This window comes from Parafrankia discariae, assembly GCF_000373365.1.
GTDB lineage: Bacteria > Actinomycetota > Actinomycetes > Frankiales > Frankiaceae > Parafrankia > Parafrankia discariae.
Genome location: NZ_KB891181.1, coordinates 24,288 through 49,142 on the forward strand (window position 1 = coordinate 24,288; position 24,855 = coordinate 49,142).

Sequence of the window (24,855 nt, forward strand, 5' to 3'; positions counted from 1 at the left end):
CGATACCCAGTCGACCCCGATGACCATGGGAGGAACGGCATGACCACACCGGCCCCCAGCGCAGGCGGCCAGTTCGAGGGGTTCCTGCGGGACCTCGTCGACCAGCTCCGCGCCGGTGACACCTACGGCAACCTCGACCGGCTGCCCGACGAGCAGCTGCTCGGCCCGTTCATCCTGACCCGCGAGCAGCGGCGGCAGATCGCCTCCAACTGCGACATCGACGCCGTCATCGAGGGGCGGGTGCGCTCCTTCTACCAGGCCGTCGCCGCCTCGGTGGAGAAGGCGACCGGGGTCATCGCCACCACCGTGCTCGACCTGAACCACGAGGGCTTCGGCCGGGTGATCGTCTTCGGCGGGCGGCTGGTGGTGCTCTCCGACATCCTGCGCGACGTCCAGCGCTTCGGCTTCAACTCGCTCGAGGACCTCGCCGCCCGTGGTGAGGCCATGGTGACCGTCGCCGCCAAGCTCGTGGAGCAGTGGGGGGAGGTCGCTCGCGATGACTCCTGAGACCAGCGCCAGCACCGCCGCCGGTACCGACGAGGCCGCCGTCAAGGCCCGGCTGCGCAAGATGAACAGCAAGGCCTCGCAGCTCAAGCTCGATCTGCACGATCTCTCCGAGGAACTGCCGCTCGGCTGGGAGAACATCCTCGACCTCGCCCGCCGTACCTACGACGCCTACGCCGAGATCGCGCTGCTGGAGAACGAGCTGCGTGCCGGCGCGGCCGGCGGCGCCGGGAAGGGAGCGGGAGCATGAGCGCCCTCACCAGCCAGCTCGAGGAGTTCCGCCGCTGCTCGACCGCCGAGCAGTACTTCGAGCTGCTCGACGTCGACTACGACCCGCGCGTGGTGGCCGTCAACCGACTGCACATCCTGCGTTACTTCGCCGAGGAGATCGCCGGCCTGCACGAGGGGGCCGACGCCGAGGTGTCCCCCGAGGTGCTGCTGCGGGACTACCGGGCGGCCCTCATCCGCGCCTACGAGGCCTTCACCACCGCCACCGCGCTGGACCACCGCCTGTTCAAGGTGCTGAAGGACCGTGCACCCGAGCCCGCCGGGTTCGTCGCCACCACCGACATCACGGTCGAGCGACCCGCGACCGCCCAATCCGACGAGAAGGGCCAGGACCGATGAAGTCGACCTTCGATGTAGGCGATGTCGTCGCCACCACCAAGGCCCTGCGCCAGGACGGGACGTTCCCGGACCCGAACATCGCGACCGGCCAGATCCTGGTCGAGCCCGGCACCCGGGGCGAGGTCATCAACGTCGGCCTCTACCTGCAGGAGCACATCGTCTACGCCGTCGCGTTCGAGAACGGCCGGGTGGTCGGCGCGCTCGAGCGTGAGCTCGAGCCCGCGGCGCGGGCGACCTCCGCGTCCAGCCGGGCCGCCGACGGCGGTACCGCCCATGCCACAAGTTCCGCGGCTGACAGCAGCGCCGCCGTGACCAGCGGGACCACCGACGAGGAGGAGGGCCTGTCGTGACCAACGAGCCCGTCATGCTTCCGGTGCTGCCCGCCGCTCCGGCGGCGTCGCTACCCGCCACCACGGGCGGCGGCTGCGCCTCCAAGAAGAGCTGCGGCAGCGGCACTCCGGCCACCGACCCGGAGATCGCCGAGAAGATCGCCAACCACCCCTGTTACAGCCAGGAAGCGCACCAGTACTACGCCCGGATGCACGTCGCGGTGGCGCCCGGCTGCAACATCCAGTGCAACTACTGCAACCGCAAGTACGACTGCGCGAACGAGAGCCGGCCCGGGGTCACCAGCGACCTGCTCACCCCCGAGGACGCTCTCGCCAAGGTCAAGCTGGTCGCCAGCGAGATCAAGCAGATGAGCGTGCTGGGCATCGCCGGCCCCGGCGACCCGCTCGCCAACCCGAAGCGCACCTTCCGCACCCTGGAACTGGTCGCCCGGGACTGCCCGGACATCAAGCTGTGCCTGTCGACGAACGGGCTGACCCTGCCCGACCACGTCGACCGGATCGCCGCGCTGAACGTCGACCACGTCACGATCACGATCAACATGATCGACCCCGAGATCGGCGAGCTGATCTACCCCTGGGTCGCCTACAAGGGCAAGAAGTACACCGGCCGGGAGGCGTCGAAGATCCTCTCCGAGCGCCAGCTCGAGGGCCTCGCCATGCTGGCCGAGCGCAAGATCCTCGCCAAGGTCAACTCGGTGATGATCCCGGGGGTCAACGACGAGCACCTCGTCGAGGTCTCGAAGACCGTCCGCGGGCTCGGTGCCTTCCTGCACAACGTGATGCCGCTGGTCTCCGCCCCGGAGCACGGCACCGTGTTCGGACTCGCCGGCCAGCCGGGCCCGACGCCCCAGCAGCTCAAGGCCCTGCAGGACCGCTGCGAGGGCGAAGACGGCGCCGACATGAACATGATGCGGCACTGCCGGCAGTGCCGGGCGGACGCCGTCGGCCTGCTCGGCGAGGACCGCGGTGACGAGTTCACCCCGGAGACCTACCAGGGCCGCGAGATCGCCTACGACCTGGAAGGCCGCCAGGCCGCCCACGCCGAGATCGAGCGGTGGCGTCAGGAGACCCGCGCCGAGCGCGAGACGGTCACCGTCGCCGGCCCGGCGACCAGGCCCGACGAGGTCGTCCTGGTCGCCGTCGCGACCAAGGGCAGCGGCGTGGTCAACCAGCACTTCGGCCACGCCACCGAGTTCTGGATCTACGAGGCCGGCCACAACTGGGCCCGGCTCGTCCAGACCCGTGACGTGCAGCGCTACTGCGAGGGCCCGACGGAGTGCGGGGACGGCGCCTCGGTGCTCGACAAGACCATCGAGATGCTCTCCGACTGCTCCGCCATCCTGTGCAGCAAGATCGGCCCGGGGCCGTACGACGCGCTCGAGGCCGCCGGGATCGAACCGGTCGAGGTCTACGAGCTGATCGAGAAGGCCGTCGCCGCCGCCGGCGCCCGGCTCACCGCCACCGGCACCGCCACCGGCACCGCCACCGGCACCGCCACCGGCACCGGCACCGGCCGCGCGGCCGTCCCGGCGAACCCGGACCCCGCCGGCACCGGTTTCGCCGACCTCGACGAGATCGACCTCGACGAGGTGGAGGCCGAGATGGCCGAGGCCGAACTGACGCAGGCCGAGCTGGTGGACGTCGACCTGCTCGACCCGGACCTCATGGACGACGACCCGTTCGAGTTCGCCGTCAGCGTCCGCCCCGGCTCCTGCTCGGGTGGGCGTGACAAGTCCGGCTCCTGCTCCGGTGGCGGCCACCGCCACGACGCCGAGCACGCCCGTACCGAGCCGCGCGCCGAGAAGCCCCGCGCCGAGAAGCCCCGCGAGGAGCGGACCGCTCCGCGGAAGGCGCGCGCCGACCTCGCCGGCACGAACAGCGCCAGCACGAACAGCGCCAGCACCGACATCGCCGACCTGGAGGTAGCGCGGTCATGACCCTCGTCCAGAGCACCATCGAACTGACCGAGCGTGCCCGCGCCCAGGTGCGGACCCTGCTCGGCGGCAGCACGGAGACGGCCGGCTACGGCCTGCGCGTGGGCGTGAACCCGGGCGGCTGTTCCGGCCTCACCTACAACCTGGCGCTGGCCCCCGGGGCGGAGAGCGACGACATCGTCATCCACTCCGACGGGTTCGACGTCTTCGTCAACTCGTCGATGATGGGGCACCTGCGGGGCCTGCGGATCGACTACGTCGAGTCGCTGACCTCCTCCGGGTTCACCTTCACCAACCCGAACGCGACCAGCTCGTGCGGCTGCGGCAACTCGTTCGGCACCCCGGAGGAGCCCGAGCGCGCCGAGGCCGACGAGCGGCTGCGCGGCCAGGTCGAGGACGTCATCGCCGAGATCCGGCCGTTCCTGCAGGGCGACGGCGGCGACGTGCAGCTCGTCACCGTGCTCGCGGGCAACGGGCAGCCGGGCACGGCCGAGGTCCACATCCGGCTCGTCGGCGCCTGCAACGGCTGCTCCAGCGCCTCGGCCACCGTCACCGCGGTGATCGAGAAGCGGATCAAGGAGAGCCTGCCCGAGATCGGCCGCGTCGCCCTCGTCTCCTGACGGCGAACCCCGGCCCACCACACCGACCCCCCGACGGAACCCACGGACCAGTCATGGAGCGCAGCATGATAGCGACCCGGCGTAGTTCGCCGCCGGCGTCCGGCCCGTCCGGCCCGTCTGGCCCGGCCGACCAGACAGGTCCGGTCGATGCCCGCGGGGCGTCCGAGACCGCGGTGTCAGCAACGGCGCTGGCACCGACGGGTCTGGCACCGGCTCCCGTCCAGGCCCCGGCCGCGCCGGCCGCCGGGACGCTCGCGCCGGAGGGCGCGCCCCCGGCGCAGCGCAGCGGGGGAGCGAGCCTGCCCGGTCGGTACGACCGGCAGCTCGGCCTGCCCGGCTTCGGCCCGGCGGCCCAGGAGCGGCTGCGCGGCGCGACCGTGCTCGTCGCGGGCATCGGCGGCGTCGGCGGGGCGGCGGCGACCTATCTCGCCGCCGCCGGGGTCGGCCGGCTGGTCCTGGTCCACCCGGGCGCGCTGGAGGAGCCCGACCTCAACCGGCAGACCCTGATGCGTCCCGAGTGGATCGGTGGCTCCCGGGTGGCCTGCGCGGAGCAGACCCTGCGCGCGCACCACCCGGGAGTCGAGATCGTCGCGCTCGACCGAGAGCTGTCCCAGCTCCCCGAGCTGGGCCGCCTCGTCGCCGAGGCGGACGTCGTCGTGGACGCCCGGCACAACTTCCCCGACCGCTACCTGCTCAACGACGTCTGCGTGGCGACCCGGACCCCGGCGGTCGTCGCCGCGATGAACGCCACCGAGGGGAACATGCTCGTCGTCCGGCCCGGGTCGCCGTGCCTGCGCTGCGTCTTCGCCGAGGGCGACCCGTCCTGGCAGCCGCTGGGCTTCACCGTCCTCGGCGCCGTGTCCGGGATGGTCGGCTGCCTCGCCGCGACCGAGGCCATAAAGATCATCTCCGGGTTCGGTGAGCCGGCGGCCGGCAGGCTGCTCCAGTTCGACCTCTGGGACCTGGACTTCCAGGTGCTGCGGGCCCGGCGCGACCCGCACTGCCCGACCTGCGGCGGACCGTCCGGCAGCAGCCAGCGGCCCGGCCCCGGGGAGCCACAGTGATCTATCTCGACCACAACGCGACCACACCCGTCGACCCGCGGGTGGTCGAGGTGATGCTCCCGCTGTTCACCGAGCGGTTCGCCAACCCGGCCAGCAAGCACGCCCCCGGCCAGGAGGCGACCCGGATCGTCGAGCGGGCCCGGCGTGAGGTCGCGTCGCTCGCCGGCGCCCGCCCCCGCGAGGTCGTGTTCACCTCCGGGGCGACCGAGGCCGCCAACCTGGCGATCGGCGGGGTCCTCGCCACCGCCGAACCCGGGCGGCGCCGGATCCTCGTCGGGGCCACCGAGCACCCCGCGGTGCTCGGCGCCGCCGACGCCGCGGTGTCGGCCGGCAGCGCGGTGTCGGCAGACAGCGCGACGGCCGCCGAGCGGATCGCCGTCCACCCCGACGGCACCATCGACGTCGACGACCTGCGGCGCCGGCTCGGGCCGGACGTCGCGCTGGTCGCGGTGATGGCCGCGAACAACGAGACCGGGGCCGTGAACGACCCGCGGCCCCTGGTCGAAGCGGCGCGTTCCGCCGGGGCGTTGCTCCTGTGCGACGTCACCCAGGCCCTCGGCCGCATCCCGGTCGAGTTCGAGCGGACGGGCGTCGACCTGGCCGTCGCGTCCGCGCACAAGCTCTACGGCCCCAAAGGTGTCGGCGCGCTGATCGCGTCGAAGGACGCCTGGCCGCGCCTCGCACCCAGGGTGCACGGCGGCGGTCAGGAACGCGGCCTGCGGGCCGGCACCCTCAACACCGCCGGGATCGCCGGCTTCGGCGCGGCCGCCCGCATCGCGGCCGAGTCGATGGCCGACGACGGCACGCGGCAGCGCGCACTGGTGGCGCTGCTGACGGAGCTCCTGGCGAAGCGGCTCGGGCCGGGGGCCGTCGAGCTCAACGGCCCGGTCCGCGCCAGGCTGCCGAACACCGTCAATCTCCGCTTCGTCGGCGCCGGTGCCGACGAGGTCCAGGCCTGTGCTCCGCGCGTGGCGATCTCGGCCGGCTCGGCGTGCAGCGGCGGCGGGGACGAACCGTCCCACGTGCTGCTGGCCATGGGCCGCACGGCCACCGAGGCCCGGGAGAGCCTGCGTTTCAGCCTGGGCCGCGCCACCACGACGGAGGAGATCCGCGCCGCCGCGGATCTGGTGGCCCGCGCTGTCCTGCGCGTCCGCTCCCTTTCCCAGAGCACCCCCATCCAAGACGAGGTTCGAGATGACAACCGAGCTCTTCGAACAGCCTGAATCGCGGGTCCGCCGCCTCAAAGGAGTCGTGATCCGGTTCGCCGGCGACTCCGGCGACGGCATGCAGCTCACCGGCGACCGCTTCGGCGCGCAGGCCGCGGAGGCCGGCAACGACGTGGCCACGCTGCCGGACTTCCCCGCCGAGATCCGGGCGCCAGCCGGCACCGTCGGCGGCGTCTCGAGCTACCAGCTGCACGTCGCCGACCACGACATCACCACCCCGGGTGACCAGCCCGACGTCCTCGTCGCGATGAACCCGGCGGCGCTCAAGGCGACGCTGAAGGACCTGCGTCCCGGCGGCGTCCTGATCGTCGACTCGGGCGCGTTCAACGTGCGCTCGCTGGAGAAGGCCGGGTACGACTCCGACCCGCTGACCGACGGGTCGCTGGGCAACTACATCGTGCACGCGGTCGACCTGACCGGGCTCGCCGTCGGCGCCACCGACGGCCTCGGCCTCAAGCGCAAGGACGCCGCCCGGACGAAGAACATGTTCGCCCTCGGCCTGGTCTCCTGGATGTTCAACCAGGGGACCGACAGCACCGTCGCCTACCTGGAGAAGCGCTTCGCCAAGAAGCCGCCGGAGATCCTCGCCGGCAACCTGGCGGCGCTCAAGGCGGGCGTGAACTACGGCGACACCACCGAGGCGTTCGCCGTCTCCTACGAGGTGAAGCCCGCCGCGCTGCCCCCGGGCACCTACCGGCACATGCGCGGCAACAAGGCCATCGCCTTCGGCCTCGTCGCCGCCGCGCACCAGGCCGGGATGCCGCTGTTCCTCGGCGCGTACCCGATCACCCCGGCGACCGACGTCCTGCACGAGCTGAGCAAGCTCACCTCGCACGACGTCCGCCACTTCCAGGCCGAGGACGAGATCGCGGCGATCGGCGCGGCGATCGGCGGCTCGTTCGCCGGCATGCTCGGCGTCACCGTCACCTCCGGCCCCGGCATGGCGCTCAAGTCCGAGGCGATCGGCCTGGCGATCTCGCTGGAGCTGCCGCTGGTCATCGTCAACGTGCAGCGCGGTGGCCCGTCCACCGGTCTGCCGACGAAGACCGAGCAGTCCGACCTGCTGCAGGCCCTCTACGGCCGGCACGGCGAGGCCCCGCTGCCGGTGCTCGCCGCGCAGTCGCCCGCCGACTGCTTCGACGCGGCGTTCGAGGCGGCGCAGATCGCGCTGGAGCGCCGCACCCCGGTCATCCTGCTGTCCGACTCCTACATCGCCAACGGCAGCGAGCCGTGGAAGGTCCCGGCGGTCGAGGAGCTCCCCGAGCTCGGCATCGAGTTCGCCACCGCGCCCAACGCCGTGGGCAAGGACGGCAAGCCGGCGTTCCACCCGTACGCCCGCGACCCGCGCACCCTCGCCCGCCCGCTGGCGATCCCCGGCACCCCCGGGCTGGAGCACCGCATCGGTGGTCTGGAGAAGGCCGACGGCAGCGGCGAGCTCTCGCACGACGCGGACAACCACGACCTGATGGTCCGCACCCGCCAGAACAAGGTCGACGGCGTCAAGGTGCCGAAGCTGGAGGTCGACGACCCGAGCGGGGCGCCCGGTTTCGGCGCCCGGGTGCTGGTGGTCGGCTGGGGCTCGACCTACGGGCCGATCGGCGCCGCCTGCCGGCTCGTCCGCGACCAGGGGCTGGCCATCGCCCAGGCACACCTGCGCTACCTCAACCCGCTGCCGGCGAACCTCGCGGCCGTGCTGTCGTCCTACGACACGGTGCTGGTCCCCGAGATGAACCTCGGCCAGCTCTCCGGCCTGCTGCGGATGCAGTGCGGGGTCGAGACCGTCGGCTACACCCAGACCCGCGGGCTTCCCTTCCGCGCGGTCGAACTGGCCGCGGTGTTCACCCGGCTCGTCCACGGGGCCGACCTCGGCGACACCGAGATCACCAGTGAGGACATCAAGGCCGCGGGCGGCGCCAGCACGCTCGGCATCAGCGAGCTGGGCCGCAGCGAGCTCGGATCGGATTCGGAGGCGGGCAAGTGACCAGCTCGGACGCGGTAGGCAAGCAGCTCACGGCGAAGGACTTCTCCACCGGGCAGGACGCCCGCTGGTGCCCGGGGTGCGGTGACCACGCCATCCTCAACGGGATGCGCAACCTGCTCCCGACCCTCGGGATCCCGCGCGAGAACTTCGTGGTGGTCTCCGGCATCGGGTGCTCGTCCCGGCTGCCGTACTACCTGGAGACCTACGGCATCCACTCGATCCACGGGCGGGCGCCGTCCATCGCGACCGGCATCTCGATCAACCGGCCGGACCTGTCCGTCTGGGTCATGACCGGTGACGGTGACTCGCTGTCGATCGGTGGCAACCACCTGATCCACGCGCTGCGCCGCAACGTGAACCTCAAGATCGTCATGTTCAACAACCAGATCTACGGTCTGACCAAGGGCCAGTTCTCGCCCGCGACGAAGCCCGGCACGGTCACCCCGTCCAGCCCGTTCGGCTCGCTGGACCACTCGTTCAACCCGGCCGCGCTGGCCCTGGGCGCCGAGGCGACCTTCCTCGCCCGCACGGTCGACACCGACCGCAAGCACATGCTGGAGATCCTCGCCGCCGCCCACGCGCACGACGGCTCGGCGCTGGTGGAGATCCGGCAGAACTGCCCGACCTTCAACGTCGCGCCGCGCGACGAGGCCGCGGCCTCCGCGACCGAGCCCACCGCGGCCGACGGCCCGATCCGACTCGAGGCCGGCCAGCCGATCCTGTTCGGCGCCGACAGCCAGTGGGCGATCCTGCGCGACCCCGAGACCGGCGACCTGAAGTTCGGCCGGTCGACGGAGAAGGGCATCGTGATCCACGACCCGCGCTCGACCAGCCCGACCTACGCCTACGCCCTCGCCCGGATCGCCGACACCCACCCCGAGCTCGCGCCGATCGGCGTGTACCGCGCGGTGGAGCGGCCCAGCTTCGACAAGCAGTACCAGGAGCGCCTCACCACCGCCCGCGCGGGCGGCCGAGGTGACCTGCAGGAACTGCTCACCGGCGAGGACTCCTGGACGGTGCCGGCCGGTCGGGCCTGAGCCCGTCCATCCGGCCGACCAGGTAACGAGGCCGACCGCGTAACGAGACCTCCCCCGGACGCCCGGCGTCCGTGAAGAAGGAAAGAGAATTCCGATGCCCTACGTCGTCACGTCACCCTGCATCGACGTCAAAGACACCGCATGCCTGGACGAGTGCCCGGTCGACGCCATCTACGAGGGCGACCGGAAGCTCTACATCAACCCCAACGAGTGCACCGAGTGCGGCGCCTGCGCGTCCGCCTGCCCGATCGGCGCCATCATGCTCGACCTGGAAGTGCCCAAGGCCGAGCGGCCCTTCGTGAAGAGCGAGAAGGAGTTCTTCACCAAGGTGCTGCCCGGCCGGGACGAGCCGCTCGGCGATCCCGGTGGCGCCAAGACCGTGGGCAAGATCAAGGCCGACACGCCCTTCGTGGCCGAGTACGAGGCCTCCGCCTGACCCCACGCGGGGCAGGGCCGCCGTGACCCGGGCCGGCGCGGGGAGCAGTCACCACGCTCCTCGATCCGGCCCGGGTCACGGCCCGGGTCACTGGCCGCCGGGGCCGCCACTGCCGCCGGCTCCGGCTCCGGCTCCGGCGCCGGCGCCGAACAGCTCCAGGTACCGCTGCGCGGCCAGCGGGTTCAGCGGCGGGTCGATCAGCGAGGAACGCACGTTGTCCGTCTCGGCGGTGCTGAAATACGCCTCGTAGGCGAGGATGTCCCGGTTCCGGTCGAACAGGTCGTGCATCTTCTCGACGAACAGCGGATTGTCGCCGCCGCCGTTCCCGTCCACCCGGACGAGCCCCCACTCGGGCACCGCGAACTGCTTGCCGTGCGCCCGCGCGAACGCGGCCACCGTGCACGCCCCCGACGGGACGTCGCACTGCTGGTCGAAGGTCTCCGCGGAACGCGACGGCGGGTAGGAGTCGTAGGCGTCGCTGCTGACGATGTTCACGAACTCGTCGCCCGGGTAGGCCGCCCACACGTCGTCCCCGTTGGGCATCCGGTCCCGGTGCGCGCTGACGTTGAAGTCGATCCGCACCGCCGGCGCCGTCGACCGGATCTGGGTCACCGCCCGCTGGAAACAGGTCTTCCAGGTCGCGGTGTCCCGCGGATACCACCAGAACCAGTTCCCGTTGAACTCCCAGCCGAGCCGGACGATGGCGTCGGGCCGGCCGTTACGCGTCAGGGTCTGGCCGAACGCCGCCCAGTAGGCGTCATAGTGACCCCGGGCGCAGGTCCGCTCGTCACCGGAGCGCGGGAACAGCGGCTGGGCGATGGACAGCTGCCCGTTGTACAGCCCCGGCGGGTAGTCCGACATCGGCCAGTTGTCGTAGGCGATCTGGCTCCAGTCGTTACGCTTGGTGAAGACGACGGCGACGTTCGTCGGCCGCCCCGTCCACGTCTCCCAGGCCCGGATGTCCAGCGGCGGGTTCCCGTTCGCCCCGGAGGGCCACCGCACCCCCGGCGCGGCCGGCCCGCTCGGGGTCGGTTCGGGCCGCGGCTGCGCGGGCTGGGCCCCGGGCTCCTCCGCCGTGACCGGGGCCTGACTCGCCGCCGGGCCGGTGGCCGAACGCGGCGAGTCCGGGCCGCCGGTGAGCGTCACCAGGCCGATCGCGCCGAGCAGGATGACCATCGCGGCGGCGGCGACCCCGAACACTGAGCGGCGACGCCGTCGGCGTGGCCCACCGCGGCGGGCCGCCCCACCGCGGTGACTACCGCCGCGGTGGCCGTCCTTCCCCCGGCTCCCGGCCCCGGGCTCAGGCCCGGCCGGAACGGGACTCTCGCCGGTGCTTCCAGCCGAGCTCCCGCCTTCGCTCACGGCGCCGCCCAGGCCGGGGGGGCCGGTCTGAGCCGCTGAGTCGACCCGAGTCGCGGTACTGGTTTGAGTCGCCGGGCTGGTCCGAACCGCCGGGCTGGCGAGAGTCTTTTCCGGCCGCATCGGCGAGTGCGGCGCCGCGGGGAGCTCATATGGCCGGGTCCGAGCCATCACGTCCCTGTCCGCACCACTCCCGGCGGGCCCGCCCGTCCCGGCACCGTTCAAGCCGGCGCCGCCGCGACCATCGTCGGCCTCACCGAGACGTTCACCGGCTCCATCCGTGTCCGCGCCGCCTCCGTAGGCGACTCCGCCTGAAGGTACCGGGTCGGTGCCTGATCCGGACGCGGTCTCCGTCTCGGAGGCGGTGCCCGTCTCGGAGGCGGTGCCCGTCTCGGAGGCGGTGCCCGTCTCGGAGGTGGTGCCCGTCTCGGAGGTGGTGCCGGCGATCTCGGCGGTGGTGGCCCCGGTGGTGATGTCCTGAGCGGTGATGACCTCGACGGTGTCGGTCACCACGTCGCCTGGGGCGGCGGCTCTCCGGCTCATGCCGGTCGCCCTGCTTCCGCCCGTGCTCGGGGCCGAGTCGTTGTTCCGGCCGGGCCCGGCGCTCCGCCCCGGCACGGCAGCTCGACCTGGCCTGGCCGACCGGCCGGACCCGGCCTGTTGACCCGCCGCGGTCTTGCGCTCTGGCGCGGTCTTGCGCTCTGGCGTGGTCTTGCGCTCTGGTGTGGCCGCCGGGCCTGGCCTGGCCGACCGGCCGGACCCGGCCTGCTGACCCGTCGCGGTCTTGCGCTCTGGCGTGGTCTTGCGCTCTGGTGCGGCCGCCGGGCCTGGCCTGGCCGACCGGCCTGCTCCGGCCTTCCGGTCTGGGCCGATCTTCAGGCCTGGGTCGGCTTTCCGGTCTGGGTCGGCCTTCCGGCCCGAGCCGGTGTTCCGGCGTGTGCCGGTGGTTTCCTGGGCGCCGACGTTCTGGTGCGCGTCGAAACTGTCCCGACCCGCGTCCGCTGTCGGCGGCGCGTTACCTGCTTCGTGCCGTTGCACGTACGTCCCCCATCGAGCCCCCACCCCACATTCACCGCCCGCGCCGGGGACCTGCCGGACTCCGGGTGGCGTGTTGCCGTAGCGGCGCTACCGCCGGTCGGCGCCGGTTTCATCTTCGCAACCTTGTTACGAAGCAACCCTGGCTGACACTCAACAATCCGTCACCCTCGGCCACCACCACCGGGCGCTCACCAACGGTGTGGTCCTGAGTTCCGCTGCTCCCGCACACGTCGCCTGCTCGACGTCGTGGCCGTGCGCACCTCAGCCGTCCGGACCCCGTCGTCCGAATCCCGCCGTCCACAGCTAAGTGGATCATGGTGTTCCGTGGATCCGGGACCCCCTCGCAGGCCGCGGGCATCTCGGAGCACGGTCGATGTCGGTGGTCCGTGGGAACTGGAGGGCCCGGCACCCCACCCCTGCGTCCGCCGTGTCGCTCGCCCACCGGGTCTCGAGCGGTCCGCCGCCGCGCGAGGCGACGAGCGCAGATCAAATCGGACCCGCGGGCCTGCGTGGCTGGATCCGTGGCGCGGGATCCCCGGTCGACGGTCCTGCCACGCTGCGGTTGACCCGAGCGGAGACCGTTCACGAGTGCCGCACACCGCCGTACCCGGTACTGCCGCGTACCCGGTACTGCCGCGCACCCGGTACTGCCGCGCCGGCCGGCGGTATCGCCTGACGACTGATCCGTCCGCCGCTCGACGAACAAACATCGGAAGCCAGACGGAGGCCCGGCTCAATATATTTTCCCCGATATCTTTCTCCGCCCGGACTGTCCGTTCCCGCTCGGAACCGCCGCCATATGGGACCGCGCTCACGGTGACCCTGTCGAATTGCTCGTTCGAGGACTACGGGCCCGGCCCGGCCGGAAAGATATCGGCTATCCGAGGGTGGAAACGGGATGTGCGAGGTGTGCCTCCTCCGGATGTTCCTTATGGCCTCCGTCTCAAACTGGCGGTCTCGGCAAAGCTTGCACCCGCGGGACCTCGGGCGTCTCGCCGCTACCACGTCAATGGGAAACATCAGCCATTCCGTAGATTTCACCTCCTGTTTGTTGCTCGAAACGCGGAATCCATCGCGGCGAATGTGAACTCGGCGTGGTCTCGTCGGATTCGATCTTGTCGGGATGGGGTGCGCACCTCTAGTATCGAATGTATGTTCGATAAGGTCGCGAGGTGGATGTCTGTGCCATGAAAGCTTGCGGAACGACAGCCGTTTGCGGAGTGACAGCCATGCGGAGTGCGGAGGTCGACGAGGGTGGTGCGAGCCCGGTCGAGTCGTCGGATCAGGAGGGAGTGTTCGAAGCACGGGTGCGTGCGCTGCTGGCGGGGATCGGCGCGGCCGTGCGGTCGATCGCGGCGGGGAACGCGGATCTGTTGACGCTGTTGGCGCAGTTCGCCAGCCTGCGGCCCCCGACAGCGGGCGGGGAGGTTCTGTTCGAGGAGTTCGCGCCGGAGGAGGTCGCGGCGGTGCTGGGGGTGTCTCCGCAGTCCGCGGCGAGTCAGCTGCTGTTCGCGTGCACGGTGGCGAGCCGGCTGCCCCACGCGTTGGAGGCGCTGAGTACCGGCATCTTGGATCTGCAGCGACTGCGCTCCCTGGAGAACGCGGTGCGCCCGTTGGACGACTCGCTCGCGGCGCAGGTCGAGGCGCGGGTGCTGGCTGGTGGTGCGCGGGTGAACCGGGGGGCGTTCACCGAGGGGTGCCGCCGTGCCGTGCACAGGCTGGACCCGGCCGGGGCGGCCGAACGGGCACAGGAGCGGAAGAAGGAACGGCGGGTGTGGGTGTCGCCGGGGGAGGACGGGGTCAGTTGCCTGTCCGCGGTGCTGCCGGCCGAGGAGGCGGCGGCCTGCTACCGGCGGGTTGATCTGATCGCGCAGGGGATCGCCGCGTGCCGGGCTGCCGGGGATTCCCGTAGCCGTGATCAGATCCGCGCGGATGTCTTGGTCGATCTGCTCTGCGGGCGTGCCGAGCACGCGGTGCCGTTGCCGTGCGAGGTGCAGGTCGTGGTCCCGGTGACGGTCCTGCTGGGGTTGGCGGAGGAGCCTGGGGAGATCGTCGGATACGGTCCGATTCCCGCCGCAGTGGCCCGGGAGATGGCTGCCCGGCCGGGGTCGACATGGCGGCGGATCCTCACTGATCCTCAAGGCGCGCTGGTGGAGATCGCCGACCGGCGTTTCCCGACCGCGGCCCAGGCCCGCCACGTCCGGGCGCGAAACCGTGACTGTGTCTTCCCGGGGTGCGCGCGTACGTCGCAACGTGCCGACATCGATCACACGGTCGCGCACGGATGCGGTGGGCCGACGCTCACCCGGAATCTCGGACCGGTGTGTCGCAAGCACCACCGTATGAAACATTCTGGTCGTTGGGAGGTGACCCAGCCGCAGGAAGGGATCTTTGTCTGGAAGGGTCCGTTCGGGGCGACGCTTGTCACCAACCCTCACTCATACATCGAACCACAGAAAAGCGCTGGAACGGCGAAAGCGGGCGGCGGTGAATCGTCGGGAAACACCGTGGACCTTTGTCGACCTGGCTGATCGCGGCAGTGCGGGCGTTGAGGCCGGGTCTGGGAAGAGGTGAAGCTCCTGGTAGACGGGTTGTCGACCGAGACCGCCCTGTCCACCCGCACCCTGTGCTTCCTCACCGACCTGCTGAACACCCGCCGCCGCGAACGCGGCACCCGCTGGCGGCGCCTGCCCGTGGACCGCCAAGCCCTGCTCATGCTGGTACACCCGCGCTGCGGACACACCTACACCAAGCTCGCCGCCGGCTTCAGGGCCGGGGTCGGCACCGTCTTTAGATCTTTGTGGCGGCAAATACGGTTGCCGTGGGATAGCCGGAGGACGGACGATCGGCTGGTGATGACCGCCGGCAGCCCCGTGGAGGACGCGGCGGAGCTGTTTGCCCGTGAGCGCCCGACGCCCGTGCCCTGGCTGGAGCGTTCTCGATCTGTGCCGCAACCTGCTCGGCGATGACGTCGGCTGGCTGGCTCGCCACCGCGATGGGTACCACGGCACTCCTGGGCCTACCCGTACCGGCTCGGCCAGGTCGCCGCGAGTCAGGGAGACACGGTCACCGTGGACATCGCCGGGCCAGTGACGCGCGCCTGGCATTTCGTCTGATCGCCGCATTGTCCCTGTCAGGTCGAGCATCTCGGGGACGTCGTCGGCGCCGAGCATCACGATGTCCGGGTCCGCGCCCGCCGCCGCGCCCGTCTGTCGGCCTCGGCGAACGAGGCGTGTGGTCCGGTCAGTGCCGCCCAGACCGGATTGTCCAGGACGTCATCGACCAGCAGGGCGTTCTCCACGGGGTCATCCGTCGTCACCGGTCAATTCTGCGGGGGGTGAAGGTGATGGGGAGATGCAGGGGCGCCCGGGTGAGCGTCGAATGGAAATGGATGTCGGCGTCCTCGCGGAGGCGGATGTCGTCCATCCGCCGCAGCAGTTCCTCGAGGGCGATCCGCAGGTTCAGCCGGGCGACGTTCGAGCCGAGGCAGCGGTGCGGCCCGGCGCCGAACGCGAGATGGCGGTTCGGTGAGCGGTCGACGTCGAAGGCCTTCGGGTTCGGGAACTCGGCGTCGTCGTGGTTGGCCGAGGCCCAGTAGATGAGGACCCGGTCGCCCTTGCTGATCCGCTTTCCGTTCAGCTCGATGTCCCGGGTGGCGGTCCGGGCGATCGCGATGAACGGCCCGTCGAGGCGCAGCAGCTCCTCCACCCCGGCGGGAATCCGCTCGGGGTGCGCGCGCAGGTAGGCGGGGATCTCCGGCTGCCGGGTGAAACGCAGCAGCATCAGACCGAGTGCGCCGGCCGTCGTCTCCAGCCCGCCCAGGATGACGAGCTGGACGATGCCGACGATCTCCTGCTGGGTGAGCGGTCGGCCCTCGAACTCCGCCTTGAGCAGGGCGTCGACAACGTCACCGCGGGGTGGGCGGGCCCGCCGCCGCTCGACGAAGTCGTTGATCCACTCGGAGAGCCCGGCCCAGCACTCCTTGCCCTGTGGATCGTTGGGCAGGGAGGCCTTGGACGCGAGGAAGGAGACCTTGTCGAGATCCTCGGTGGGGGCGTCCAACGCGAACTTGAAGAACGACAGGCTCGGGAAGGGGCGGGCGAAGTCGTCCATGAACTCGCACTCGCCGCGCTCGATGAACTCGTCGATGAGGTCGGTGACGAGCGCGCGTGACGGGGCCTCCCAGCCGGCGATCGCCTTCGGCGTGAAGTGCGAGTTGACCAGCCTCTTGTAGACGCGCTGCTCCGGCGGGTCGACCTCGACCGGGATGTTGCGGACGTGCGTCGTGCTCGGCGGGATCGCCAGGCCGTGGGCGGAGCTGAACGACTCCCAGTCCTGGGCGACGTCGAGGACGTCCCCGTACTTCGTCACCACCCAGAAGCCACCGTGCTGCCCGGTGTGTGTGACCGGGCATAAGTTCCGCATCCGGTCCATCGTCTCGGGGAAGACGGCCGCGAGGTCGGTCGAGAGATGGTCGAAGTCCTTCAGGCACCATTCGTCGGGCATCGGGGCGGCGGCGGCTGGCGTGGGCATCTGGTTCATCCCTCTCTCCGAGACGTTCACGGGTGGTCGTGTCGTTTCCACCAGGGCGCCCGCACCCGGCCGGACCGGATCAGGCCGTCCGGATCAGGCCGTGTCGATCCAGACCGACTTGACGTTGAGGTACTCGTCGAGCGCCTGGTGCCCCATCTCCCGGCCCCAGCCGCTGGCCTTGTAGCCCCCGAAGGGGACGGCGGGGTCCATGAGGTTGAAGTTGTTCACCCACACCGTGCCGGCCCGCAGGTCGCGGGCCAGCCGGTGGGCCTTGCCGACGTCCCGGGTCCACACCCCGCCGGCCAGGCCGAACTCGGTGTCGTTGGCGCGGGCCGTCACCTCTTCGACCGAGTCGAAGGGCAGGACGCAGGCGACCGGGCCGAAGATCTCCTCCCGGACCACCCGCATCCCGTCGTGCACGTCGGTGAGGACGGTGGGTGCGACGAAGTAGCCCCGGGCCAGGTCGTCGGTCTCGACGCGGGCACCGCCGGTCGCGGCGCGCGCGCCCTCCTCCCGGGAGAGGTCCAGGTAGCCGACGACGCGCTTGAGCTGCTCGGCCGAGACCAGCGGCCCGATCCTGGTCTGCGGGTCGAGGCTGTTGCCGACCCGCAGGTTCGCGGCGAACGCGGCGACCCGCTCGACGAACTCGTCGTGGATCGACCGCTCGACGAAGATGCGGGTGCCCGCGCAGCAGATCTGGCCGGAGTTGGTGAACACCGCCATCGCCGCGCCGGGCACCGCCCGCTCCAGGTCCGCGTCGGCGAAGACCACATCGGGCGACTTGCCGCCCAGCTCCAGGGAGACCCGCTTCAGGTTGCCGGCCGCCGCCCGCACGATGTGCCGCCCCGTCGTCGTGGACCCGGTGAAGGCCACCTTGTCGACGTCCGGGTGCGCGGCCAGGGCGGCGCCCGCCGTCTCGCCGGGGCCGGTCACGATGTTCACCACGCCGGGCGGCAGCCCGACCTCGGTGAGCAGCTCACCGAGCCGCAGCGCGGCCAGGCTGGCCTCCTCGGCCGGCTTGAGCACCATCGTGCAGCCCGCGGCGAGCACGGGCGCGATCTTCCAGATGGCGTTGCTGACCGGCCGGTTCCAGGGCACGATCGCGGCGACCACCCCGATCGGCTCCTTGAGCGTGTAGCTGAGGACCTCGCGCGGGATCGAGTTCGGGATGGTCTCGCCGTGGATCTTGGTGACCCAGCCGGCGAAGTAACGCAGGACGCCGGCCTCCCAGGAGGAGCCCGGCTTCGTACCGGGCCGGCGGCGCCCGATCGGCGCGCCCATGTCGAGCGCTTCGAGTAGCTTCAGCTCCTCCTGATGTGCCGTGACGGCGTCCGCGAACGCCCAGATCAGGTCCTGCCGTTCGCTGGGGAGCAGGCGCCGCCACGGGCCCTCGAAGGCGGCGCGGGCCGCGGCGACGGCCCGGTCGACGTCCGCGGCGCCGCCCTCGGCGATCTCGGTCAGCGTCTCGCCGGTGGACGGGTTGATACTGGGAAAGGTCCGGCCGGAGGCCGCCCCGGTCCATTCGCCGCCGATCAGCAGCCGTCGTGGCCCGCCGTCGAGGAACGGGAGGGCCACCGCGTCGGGGGGCGTGAGTGTCGACACCGGTTCTCCTCTTGGCGACGGGGACTGTTGGTGATCTGGGACTGTTGGTGATCCGGCCGGCCCCGACGCGTGGGCGCCGGGGCCGGCCGGCGCGGCCGGTGCTAGTCGAGGAGCTCGTAGAAGGTCCGCAGCGGCGGCGGGTCGGTCTGCAGTGAGGTGCTGCGCCGGACCCGGCCCTCGTTCGAGGAGGTCCGCAGGTCCCGCAGCGGCGTGGCGAGGTCGTCAGCCTCGATCTCGTAGATGGTGATGTACTCGGGCGTCCCCGGATCGGCCTGCACATCGGCGGTGTCGCGAACCCGGTAGCGGCGCGCGCCCACAAAACCGGGGATCTTGAGAATGTCGGGGACGTGCTCCTCGGAATACCACTTGTTGTACTCGTCCTCGCGCTCGGCGGAGACGGGACGGGTCTGCACGACCAGAATGCCCTTCGGCACGCGATCCTCCCGGTGTCGTTGGCGGCCGCCCGGGACGGTTCTCCGCGTCGGAAAGCATCGGCATCCCGGACGAGGTGGATGCTAAGCCGTGCTCTCCCGGCATGAGACGTTTCCCGAAGTCACGGGGTCGGCCGGGACGCCGCCACCAGCGCCGCGGGAAGACCGATGCTGCGGGTCTCCAGGAAGCCGGCCAGACCCTCGGGACCGAGCTCGCGGCCGAGACCGGACTGCTTGAACCCGCCGAAGGGCACCAGGGGGAACGGCGGGTAGGCGCCGTTGACGGCCACGCTGCCGGTGCGGATGCGCCGGGCGACCGCCACGCCGCGCGCCGGGTCGGCCGACCACACGCCGCCGGACAGCCCGTACTGCGAGTCGTTCGCGATGCGGACGGCGTCATCGAGGTCGTCGTAGGGGAGGAAGCAGAGGACCGGCCCGAAGATCTCCTCCCGGGCGATCCGCATGGTGTTGTCGACGTCGCCGATGATGGTCGGCGCGACGTACCAGCCGCGCGGCAGGTGCGCCGGGCGGACGCCGCCGGCGACCACCCGGGCGCCGTCCCGCACCGCGCCCTCGATGTAGCCCTCGACCCGGGTGCGCTGCCGCTCGGCGACGAGGGGGCCGACGAAGACGGACGGGTCGTGCGGGTCGCCGACCGAGACGCCCTCGGCGGCCGCGCCGGCGATCTCGAGCACCTTCCCGTAGCGCGACCGCGGCACCAGGACACGGGTGTGCGCACCGCAGACCTGGCCGGAGAGGTGCATGCCGCCACGCACGACGGCCGGGACGACCGTGTCGAAGTCGGCGTCGTCGACCAGGATCGAGGCCGACTTGCCGCCCAGTTCGAGGGACACCCGCCGGACGGCCTCGCCGCACAGGCTCATGATCCGCTGACCGGCCGCCGTGGACCCGGTGAACGCGACCTTGGCGACGTCCGGATGGGTGACCAGGTACTCGCCGACCTCACGGCCGCCGGGGACGACGTTGACCACGCCGGGCGGGACACCCGCCTCGTCCATCGCGTCGGCGAGGACGAAGTTGCTCAGCGGGGCCTCGGGTGCCGGCTTGAGGACGACCGTGCAGCCGGCGGCCAGCGCCGGCGCGGTCTTCCACGCGGCCAGCGTGACCGGAGCGTTCCAGGGCACGATCGCGGCGATGACGCCGACCGGCTCCTGCGTGACCAGGGCGCCGCGGTCACCGGCCAGCACGGTCCGCTCGAACTCGTAGGTGCGGACCAGTTCGCTGTAGTAGTCGAAGACGGGGGCGACCAGGCCGGTCTGGGCGGCCCTGGCCTGGCTGGTGGCGCAGCCCATCTCGTCGGTGGTGACCTGGGCGATCTCGGACTCGTGCTTGCGCAGGGCCTCGGCGGCCCGGGCGAGGACGTCGGCCCGCTCGGCGGCGGACATGCGCGGCCAGGGGCCGTGCTCGAAGGCGTCACGCGCGGCGCGGACCGCCCGGTCCATGTCCTCGCGGGTGGCTTCGGGTAACGCGCCGACGACCTGCTCGGTCGAGGGCGACACGACGTCCAGAGTCCCGGAGCCGGCCGGCGCGGCCCACGTTCCGTTGATGAAGAACGCATCCCGGTACATCAGCCGGTCACGCACAGTGCCTCCCTGGGGGTGACTCTCGGCGGAGCCTAACACCATGAGCGAGTGCTCGCTAGCTTAGGTTGATCTTCTTTGGTGTGGTCCGCGCTGGTGGCTGACCCTATCAACCATGTGAGCACTTACTCGCTAATGGCGCCCCGGAGTGGCCGGTGGGTGCGGCGGCCGGGGGGTCAGCGGCGGCGGCGGGAGGGCTCGATCGCGGGGAAGAAGCCCTTGATCGTGCTCTCGCTGATCAGGGTGACCGCCCGATCGCGGTTGAACAGGTCGTTGTGGCGACTCTCCATGGCCAGGACGAGGGCGATGCCCATCACCGCGCGGGCGGAGAGGTCGGGCGACTCGAACTCGAACCCGTAGCGGTCCTCGACGTCGCGCCAGGCGTCGGCGAGCCGGTCCATCGCCACGGCGAAGTGCTTGCGGTAGAAGCGCCGGCCGACCTTCGGGTCGCCGAAGAGCACCAGGCCCAGCAGCGGGAGGACTTCCTCCAGGGTGGAGATGAGCTGGCGGTAGAGGCCGTTCATCGTCTGCAGCTGCCGCTCGGGGGTCAGCGGCTCCTCGAGATCGACGACCTCGGTCGCGGCGACGAGCTCGTCCACGGCCTCGCGCAGCGGCTCGACCACGGCCTCGTAGAAGAGCTGGTCCTTGCTCTCGAAATGGCGGTAGATCACGCCTTCGCTGATTCCGCCGCGCTCGGCGATCGTCTTGATGGTCGTGCCGTTCATGTCGCCCGTCTCGATGAAGGCCTGGCGGGCGGCCTTCAGGATCGAGCGCTTGCGGGCCTCGGCGGTGAGCCGGCGAGGCCGTTGCGACCCGGCGGCGTCGGGGGAGTGGGCTACCTGCTCGGCCATGGTTCCTCCCGGCGTGCCTGTGCCACAGCTGCCCGGCGCTACAGCTGGTGAATGAACGTACACTACTTCAGTCGGGTGAATCGTCGGCGCCGGGAAACGCCGCTTCTCCGTGTTTTCGGTGTCAGGTGCGTCACTGTCGCCCGCGGCATTCATGTCCGTGTCCCGGGTCGGCGGGCCGGGGCCGGCCCGGGCGACCCGCGGGCGGCCTCCGTGCCGCTTGACGGAGACGTCGGGCCTCCCTAGCATTTTTGATGAATGAGGGCTTACTTATCTGTCGACCGCCCGTCCGGCGGACCGGAGGAACGGATGCCATGCACGACATCGTGATCTATGGCGGCGAGGTGGTCGACGGGTCCGGTTCCGCGCCCCGCCGCGCGGACGTGGCGATCGACGGGGAGCGGGTCACCGCGGTCGGCGCGGTGAGCGAGCCCGGCCGCCGCCGGATCGACGCCCGCGGGCGCCTGGTGACCCCGGGCTTCGTCGACATCCACACCCACCTCGACGCCCAGCTGTTCTGGGACCCGGTGGCCAGCCCGTCCTCGTGGCACGGCGTGACCAGCGTCGTCCTGGGCAACTGCGGCGTCACGTTCGCGCCGGTGCGGCCGGGTGAGCAGCGCTACCTCGCCGAGATGATGGAGTCCGTCGAGGACATCCCGGCTGACACGATCATGGACGGGGTCGACTGGAGCTGGGAGAGCTACGGCGACTACCTGAAGGCGCTCGGCCGCCGGCGGCTCGGCGTCAACGTCGGCGGCATGATCGGCCACTGCGCGCTGCGCTACTACGTCATGGGCCCGCGCGGCCTGGACGAGGCCCCCGCGACCGACGAGGACATCGCGAAGATGGCGGCGGTCGTCGGCGAGGCGATCGACGGCGGCGCGCTCGGCTTCTCGACCTCGCGCAGCTTCATGCACACCGTGCCGGACGGCCGCGCCGTGCCGGGCACGTACGCCCTGCAGGCGGAGCTCGCCGCGATCGCCGGGGCGCTCGCCTCGCGCGGGCGCGGCACGATCGAGGTCGTCCCCCGCATCGGCGAGCGCGACGGACCGGAGCGGCAGAACTCCGTCGCCGAGCTGGCCTGGATGGAGGAGGTGAGCCGCGCCTCGGGGCGCCCGCTCACTTTCGCGATCATGCAGAGTGACCGCCGGCCCGGCCTGTGGTCGTGGGTGATGGACGAGGTGTCCGCCGCCCGTGGCCGCGGCGCCGACCTGCGCCCGCAGACCGCGGCCCGCGGCAGCGGCATCCTCTACGGGCTCGTCGGCCGCACGCCGTACGACGCGCTGCCGGGCTGGGGGAAGTTCATGGCGCGGCCGTGGGCGGAGCGGCTCGCGGCGCTGCGCGACGCCGAGGTGCGCCGCGCGCTGGTCGAGGAGGCGGAGAACCCGGTCGAGCTGTCCGGCCCGCTGGCACCGAAGGACCCGGCGAAGCTGTACCTGCTCCCGCCCGGCCCGGCGCGTTACGACGTCGACCCGGGCAACAGCCTCGCGGCCGAGGCGGCGCGGCGCGGGGGCAGCCCGGCGGCGGCGTTCCTCGACTTCACCCTGGCGACCGACGGCCGCGGGCTGCTCTACTACCCGGTGCTCAACCAGGACCTCGCCGCCGTGGCCGCGATGATCACGAATCCGGACGTCGTCGTCGGCGTCGGGGACGCGGGCGCGCACGTGGCCCTCACCATGGACGCGGGGCAGCCCACCTTCCTGCTGCGGCACTGGGTGCGGGAGCGGGGCCTGCTCGACGTCGGCACGGCGGTGCGCAAGCTGAGCGCCGAGGGCGCCGAGCTGTTCGGGATCGCCGACCGGGGCGTCCTGCGGCCCGGCGCGTTCGCCGACGTCAACGTGATCGATCTTGATCGGCTCGACCTGGACGCCCCCGAGATGCTCGCGGACCTCCCGCACGGGGCGAACCGGTTCGTGCAGCGTGCGCGGGGTTACGACTACACCCTCGTCAACGGCCGTGTCCTGATCGAGGGGGATGAGTTGACCGAGGAGCGTCCGGGACGGATCGTGACCGCATGACAGCGGTTCCCGACCAGTTCGGGTTGTTCGACCTGTTCGCCCTCAAGGACCGGGTCGCGGTGGTGACCGGCGCGTCGTCCGGCCTCGGCGCGGGCATCGCGCGAGCACTGGCCACGGCCGGTGCCCGGGTGGCCGTGGTGGCCCGCCGCCGCGACCGGCTCCTCGCGCTCGCCGAGGAGCTGGGCGGCCTGGCCGTCGGCGCCGACCTGCTCGACCCGGAGCAGGTCGACGCGGTGGTGCCGCAGGTCGCCGCCGAGCTCGGCGGGCCGGAGATCCTGGTGAACGCCGCCGGCGCCCGCCTCAGCGAGGAGCGCGCCGAGAGCGAGCCGATCGACGCCATCAACCGGACCCTGGCGCTGAACCTGGTGGCCCCGCTCCGGCTCAGCCAGGCGGTGTTCCCGCACATGAAGGCGGCCGGGCGCGGCTCGGTGGTCAACATCTCGTCGATCAGCGGCATCGTCGGCATCCCGGGCATCCCGCAGGCGTCGTACGCGGCGAGCAAGGCGGGGCTGTCCGGGCTCACCGCCGAGCTGGCCGTCCAGTGGGCCCGGCACGAGATCCGGGTCAACACCATCGCCCCGGGCTTCTTCCGCAGCGAGATCACCGACAGCCTCTACGACACCGAACGCGGCCAGAACTGGCTGCGGCGCAACACCCCGCTGCCCGGCGACGGCCGGGTCGAGGACTTCCTCGGCGCCGTCCTGTGGCTGGTCAGCGACGCGGGCCGGTACGTGACCGGCCAGACCATCGCGGTGGACGGCGGCTGGACGGCCCGCTGACCGTCCACGTTCGGCGTGCTGGCCCGGGCGCGACGTACGTCCGGGCTAGACGCGCCAGATGGGGTTCGGGACGGCGTCCGTCTGCCGGGACCTCGCGTCGGTGACGGTGACCACGCTGTCGTCGAACCTGTCGAGGAGGTAGGCCTGTGAGGCGGTGAGGTGGGCGCGGGTGATGCGCTCGGCCGCCGGCGCGTGGCCGGCCGCGATCTCGGTGAGGATCCGCCGGTGCGTGCGGACGACCTGCTCGGCCTCGACCTCGCCGGGGTACGCCCCCCGGCTGGCGGCCGACTCGGCCCAGGCCTGCTCCTGGGCGGACCACAGCGCCACCAGGCTGCTGACGATGTGGCGGATCGTGGCGTTCGGGGTGAGCGCGACGACGAGCTCGTGGAACTCGCGGGCGGCCTGTGTGAACGCGCTGCCGGTGCCCACGGACCCGGCGGTGGCCTCGACGTTCGCCCGCAGCACGGGGACGATCCGCTCGTGCCGGTCCGGCGCCGCCGCGCACTGCGCGGCGCACAGCGGCTCGAGGGTCTGCAGCCCGGTGGCCAGGTCGCCCAGGGTGACCCGGCCGGCCTGCAGCGCGAGCCCGAGATGGTAGGCGGCGGACGCCTCGTCCGGGCGGTGCACCTCGGCGCCGCCGACCTTGCCGCGCCGCACGGTGACCAGGCCCTCGGTCTCCAGGATCCGGATGGCCTCCCGCACGGACGGATAGCTCACCCCGAACTCCTGGACGAGCTGGTCCTGGGTCGGGAGCTGGTAGCCGTCCGTCCCGTCGCCGGCGAGGATGCGCGCGCGCAGGGCCGCGGCCACGGTCTCGGCGATCCGGACCTGCGAGACACGCCCGCGGCGACTGATCGACACCTTGTG

23 protein-coding genes and 1 pseudogene are annotated in these 24,855 nt (G+C 71.8%); 16 read left to right on the top strand and 8 right to left on the bottom strand.

Annotated features, from left to right (window positions below):
* Nucleotides 1-39 precede the first annotated feature (39 nt).
* From B056_RS0109765 to fdxA, 11 genes are all read left to right on the top strand, one after another.
* On the top strand, nt 40-507 hold the full coding sequence (locus B056_RS0109765; protein ID WP_018501679.1) for a NifX-associated nitrogen fixation protein: 468 nt from the start codon (nt 40-42) through the stop codon (nt 505-507).
* On the top strand, nt 497-754 hold the full coding sequence (locus B056_RS0109770) for a CCE_0567 family metalloprotein (RefSeq protein WP_018501680.1): 258 nt from the start codon (nt 497-499) through the stop codon (nt 752-754). Before B056_RS0109765 ends, B056_RS0109770 begins: the two co-directional genes overlap by 11 nt.
* The gene (gene nifW / locus B056_RS0109775) at nt 751-1,131 is read left to right on the top strand and encodes a nitrogenase-stabilizing/protective protein NifW (protein ID WP_018501681.1); all 381 of its coding nucleotides are present in this window, start codon (nt 751-753) and stop codon (nt 1,129-1,131) included. The genes B056_RS0109770 and nifW overlap by 4 nt, the downstream gene beginning before the upstream one ends.
* Complete coding sequence (locus B056_RS0109780) at nt 1,128-1,481, top strand: nitrogen fixation protein NifZ (protein ID WP_018501682.1); 354 nt, start codon at nt 1,128-1,130, stop codon at nt 1,479-1,481. Before nifW ends, B056_RS0109780 begins: the two co-directional genes overlap by 4 nt.
* Entirely contained in the window at nt 1,478-3,418 is a 1,941-nt protein-coding gene (gene nifB / locus B056_RS0109785; RefSeq protein WP_018501683.1) for a nitrogenase cofactor biosynthesis protein NifB, read from the top strand. Before B056_RS0109780 ends, nifB begins: the two co-directional genes overlap by 4 nt.
* Nucleotides 3,415-4,035, top strand: coding sequence for an iron-sulfur cluster assembly accessory protein (locus tag B056_RS0109790; RefSeq protein ID WP_018501684.1), 621 nt, complete (start codon nt 3,415-3,417; stop codon nt 4,033-4,035). The genes nifB and B056_RS0109790 overlap by 4 nt, the downstream gene beginning before the upstream one ends.
* Before the next feature lie 53 nt (nt 4,036-4,088).
* Nucleotides 4,089-5,099, top strand: a complete 1,011-nt coding sequence (locus B056_RS0109795) for a HesA/MoeB/ThiF family protein (RefSeq protein ID WP_018501685.1) — start codon at nt 4,089-4,091, stop codon at nt 5,097-5,099.
* Entirely contained in the window at nt 5,096-6,322 is a 1,227-nt protein-coding gene (locus tag B056_RS0109800; protein ID WP_018501686.1) for a cysteine desulfurase family protein, read from the top strand. The genes B056_RS0109795 and B056_RS0109800 overlap by 4 nt, the downstream gene beginning before the upstream one ends.
* Nucleotides 6,294-8,306 (top strand): 2-oxoacid:acceptor oxidoreductase subunit alpha, encoded by a 2,013-nt coding sequence (locus B056_RS0109805; RefSeq protein ID WP_026239519.1) that lies wholly within the window; start codon nt 6,294-6,296, stop codon nt 8,304-8,306. The genes B056_RS0109800 and B056_RS0109805 overlap by 29 nt, the downstream gene beginning before the upstream one ends.
* On the top strand, nt 8,303-9,343 hold the full coding sequence (locus B056_RS0109810; RefSeq protein WP_018501688.1) for a 2-oxoacid:ferredoxin oxidoreductase subunit beta: 1,041 nt from the start codon (nt 8,303-8,305) through the stop codon (nt 9,341-9,343). The genes B056_RS0109805 and B056_RS0109810 overlap by 4 nt, the downstream gene beginning before the upstream one ends.
* Nucleotides 9,344-9,437: 94 nt before the next feature.
* Nucleotides 9,438-9,779 carry a ferredoxin gene (gene fdxA, locus B056_RS0109815; protein ID WP_018501689.1) on the top strand — a complete coding sequence of 114 codons (342 nt, stop codon included), beginning with the start codon at nt 9,438-9,440 and terminating at the stop codon, nt 9,777-9,779.
* 87 nt (nt 9,780-9,866) lie between these two features.
* Here the strand turns inward: fdxA and B056_RS0109820 are convergent, their stop codons facing one another.
* Entirely contained in the window at nt 9,867-10,979 is a 1,113-nt protein-coding gene (locus B056_RS0109820; protein ID WP_018501690.1) for a glycoside hydrolase family 26 protein, read from the bottom strand.
* 487 nt (nt 10,980-11,466) lie between these two features.
* Here B056_RS0109820 and B056_RS43555 point away from each other — a divergent pair, with 487 nt between their 5' ends.
* From B056_RS43555 to B056_RS44295, 3 genes and pseudogenes are all read left to right on the top strand, one after another.
* Entirely contained in the window at nt 11,467-11,619 is a 153-nt protein-coding gene (locus B056_RS43555; RefSeq protein ID WP_018501692.1) for a hypothetical protein, read from the top strand.
* Between the two features lie 1,786 nt (nt 11,620-13,405).
* Nucleotides 13,406-14,707: an HNH endonuclease signature motif containing protein gene (locus B056_RS0109835; RefSeq protein WP_020572420.1), complete on the top strand. Its 1,302-nt coding sequence runs from the start codon at nt 13,406-13,408 to the stop codon at nt 14,705-14,707.
* Between the two features lie 60 nt (nt 14,708-14,767).
* A pseudogene (locus B056_RS44295) lies at nt 14,768-14,971 on the top strand (IS5/IS1182 family transposase); the annotation flags it as partial.
* Nucleotides 14,972-15,348: 377 nt separating this feature from the next.
* On the opposite strand, the gene B056_RS42630 reads toward B056_RS44295, so the two are convergent.
* The 6 genes from B056_RS42630 to B056_RS0109870 all read right to left on the bottom strand — a co-directional run bounded on the left by B056_RS42630 (nt 15,349) and on the right by B056_RS0109870 (nt 21,194).
* Nucleotides 15,349-15,495 (bottom strand): hypothetical protein, encoded by a 147-nt coding sequence (locus B056_RS42630; RefSeq protein WP_018501696.1) that lies wholly within the window; start codon nt 15,493-15,495, stop codon nt 15,349-15,351.
* On the bottom strand, nt 15,492-16,718 hold the full coding sequence (locus B056_RS0109850; protein ID WP_018501697.1) for a cytochrome P450: 1,227 nt from the start codon (nt 16,716-16,718) through the stop codon (nt 15,492-15,494). Before B056_RS0109850 ends, B056_RS42630 begins: the two co-directional genes overlap by 4 nt.
* Nucleotides 16,719-16,802: 84 nt before the next feature.
* On the bottom strand, nt 16,803-18,311 hold the full coding sequence (locus B056_RS0109855; RefSeq protein ID WP_018501698.1) for an aldehyde dehydrogenase family protein: 1,509 nt from the start codon (nt 18,309-18,311) through the stop codon (nt 16,803-16,805).
* A gap of 101 nt (nt 18,312-18,412) precedes the next feature.
* The gene (locus tag B056_RS0109860) at nt 18,413-18,745 is read right to left on the bottom strand and encodes a DUF4286 family protein (RefSeq protein WP_018501699.1); all 333 of its coding nucleotides are present in this window, start codon (nt 18,743-18,745) and stop codon (nt 18,413-18,415) included.
* Nucleotides 18,746-18,864: 119 nt separating this feature from the next.
* Nucleotides 18,865-20,346 carry an aldehyde dehydrogenase gene (locus B056_RS0109865; protein WP_020572422.1) on the bottom strand — a complete coding sequence of 494 codons (1,482 nt, stop codon included), beginning with the start codon at nt 20,344-20,346 and terminating at the stop codon, nt 18,865-18,867.
* 173 nt (nt 20,347-20,519) lie between these two features.
* Complete coding sequence (locus B056_RS0109870; RefSeq protein WP_018501701.1) at nt 20,520-21,194, bottom strand: TetR/AcrR family transcriptional regulator; 675 nt, start codon at nt 21,192-21,194, stop codon at nt 20,520-20,522.
* 311 nt (nt 21,195-21,505) lie between these two features.
* On the opposite strand from B056_RS0109870, the gene B056_RS0109875 reads away from it, so the two are divergent.
* Both B056_RS0109875 and B056_RS0109880 read left to right on the top strand, forming a co-directional pair.
* Nucleotides 21,506-23,209, top strand: a complete 1,704-nt coding sequence (locus tag B056_RS0109875; protein WP_018501702.1) for an N-acyl-D-amino-acid deacylase family protein — start codon at nt 21,506-21,508, stop codon at nt 23,207-23,209.
* Nucleotides 23,206-23,988: an SDR family NAD(P)-dependent oxidoreductase gene (locus B056_RS0109880; protein ID WP_018501703.1), complete on the top strand. Its 783-nt coding sequence runs from the start codon at nt 23,206-23,208 to the stop codon at nt 23,986-23,988. Before B056_RS0109875 ends, B056_RS0109880 begins: the two co-directional genes overlap by 4 nt.
* Before the next feature lie 45 nt (nt 23,989-24,033).
* On the opposite strand, the gene B056_RS0109885 is transcribed toward B056_RS0109880, so the two are convergent.
* The gene (locus tag B056_RS0109885; protein WP_018501704.1) at nt 24,034-24,849 is read right to left on the bottom strand and encodes a FadR/GntR family transcriptional regulator; all 816 of its coding nucleotides are present in this window, start codon (nt 24,847-24,849) and stop codon (nt 24,034-24,036) included.
* Between the last annotated feature and the right edge of the window lie 6 nt (nt 24,850-24,855).